The following is a 2,034-nucleotide window of genomic DNA, read 5'->3' as shown; positions in this document are numbered from 1 at the left end:
TCTTTAGCCCAAGGACGGTGATGTGCCCCATGTTTCCGGCGGGATAGCCCGATACCTCCAGATCGTAGTGCAAGATCTTGCCTGGATAGCGTCCGTTGGTTCTGTCCGTGCCGATGAGCCAGGACCACTCGTGGTCCGTAGCCGGAGCTGGGGGCAACGGATGGGGGATATGGTGAAAAGCGGTAGGGCCCCAGATAAGTACCGAACCGATGTCAACGCCGCGCTTGGTCATCGCACGGAACAGCGGGTCCAAATTCAGGTAGCCGGGCGACACGTTGGGCGGCGGCCACCAGGGGCCGCCAGGACCTTGGCAGCCGTCGCTGTGGATGTGGGGGTCGGCGAAAAACCAGTTCCCGCTGGGTGCCGCACTGGATGCGGCTTCGAGATTAGCGACACGCGATTCGTGCGCGCCTTCCATGTCCAGAACACAGGCCGGCAAGACCCCAAGCCAAGCGACGGAAACAACCAAGCGAGCCCGCCCGACCTGACCGCGCCCTGCCGCGGTACACGATTCCTTGCTCATTGCACCCTCCTTCCGACGCCTACCGACGTGTCGGCACCGGATCGACTCTACACGCACTTCCCTAATCTCCCTGTAACACGATACCTGCCCTTGCCAAGACAGGTGTTGCCGGTTTGCTCCGGTTTGCTCCGGTTTGCTGTGGTCGTTGCCGCAGCCCACTCGTCGCTGCCGGTGCTCACGGCGAGCAGGCAGGTAGTCTCAGGCCCTGCACGAGGACGGGGCTGGTTCGCTGGGTGGTCGTGCCATCCCCTAGCTGACCCTGGTGGTTGCTTCCCCAGCACCATAGCTCGCCGTTGCCCAGCCGTGCGCAGGTGTGCATCCAGCCCAGCGTGAGCTCGACCGCCCCTCTGACTCCAGGTACCGGGCCCGGCACCCGCCTGTCTAGCGTCGTGCCGTCGCCCAGCTGAGCGCGGTAGTTAGCGCCCCAGCAGCGGAGTTCCCCGCCGAGTAACCGTGCACAGGTGTGCTGGCGCCCCGCCTTGATCTCCACCACATCTTGAAGCCCGGCAACCGCCACCGGTACTGGGCCGTAGAAGCCGCCCCAACACCAGACCTCGCCCGTCGCAAGCAGCGCGCAGGTGTCGTGCTCGCTGGCCGCAAGCTCGACGGCACGCCCAAGGCCTGCCACGGTGACGGGCTTCGTGCTGCCCGGCAGGGTGTTGCCGAGCTGGGCAGAGGGGTTGAAGCCCCAGCACCGAACCTCACCCGTCTGGAGCAGCGCGCAGGTATGAGCTATTCCTGCCTTGATCGCAGCAGCGTCCGCGAGGCCGCTGACAGCACGGGGCATCGCCCGGGGATGGGTCCGGCTTCCGTCTCCAAGCTCGCCGACAGAGTTCGCGCCCCAGCACCAAACCTCACCTGTGATCAGGCGCGCGCACGTGTGCCCTGAGCCCAGCGTGAGCTCGACGGCCGGGAGGTTCCCCAGGCTGGAGTCGCCGAGCTGACTCTCGCTATCCCGGCCCCAACACCGCACCCCTCCCGAGCGCAGACGCGCACACGTGTGGCTGCGACCCGCCCGGATCTCAAGGCTATCCATCACGTTGCTTGCGACAGGTAGGCTGCTGTGAGCGCCAATGGGTCCACCGAGCTCGTCCCAGGAGTTGCCGCCCCAGCACCAGACTTGGCCCGTCCCATCGCGCGCACACGTGTGGCTCCAGCCTGCCGTGATGCGCTGTTCGCAGGGCCTGCACGCGAGTGATTCGTCCACGACCCCGTCGCAGTCGTCGTCCAGGTCGTTGCAGCGCTCGGGGTCGGGACCGATGGCGCTGCAGTCGACCCACGCCCCGGCGGCGCAGCTCTCGCTGCCCGCTTGGCACACTCCGACATCGCTGCCGCACGGGCGCATCAAGGCCTCGTCCAGCTTGCCGTCGCAGTCGTCATCCACTCCGTTGCAGCGTTCGAGGCTGGGATGGACAGCGTCCTGGCATGCGGCCCAGGCGCCCGCTTCGCAAAGCTGGCTCCCTGCCTTGCACGCGCCCAGGTCCGAGCCGCACGGGCGCGTCGTGCCCGCT

At 67.0% G+C, this 2,034-nt stretch carries 2 protein-coding genes; both read right to left on the bottom strand.

Annotated features, from left to right (window positions below; all coding sequences use genetic code 11):
- A partial coding sequence (locus tag MJD61_15720; GenBank protein MCG8556715.1) for a hypothetical protein occupies positions 1 to 523 on the bottom strand: 523 nt, incomplete at its 3' end.
- A gap of 175 nt (positions 524 to 698) precedes the next feature.
- On the bottom strand, positions 699 to 2,034 hold a 1,336-nt coding region (locus tag MJD61_15715), incomplete at its 5' end, for a hypothetical protein (protein ID MCG8556714.1).

The sequence above is a fragment of the Pseudomonadota bacterium genome, from assembly GCA_022361155.1.
In the GTDB taxonomy this organism is placed as follows: domain Bacteria; phylum Myxococcota_A; class Polyangia; order Polyangiales; family JAKSBK01; genus JAKSBK01.
The sequence above is the reverse complement of the archived record's forward strand: the minus strand, read 5'-3'. Positions and strand labels throughout refer to the sequence as shown.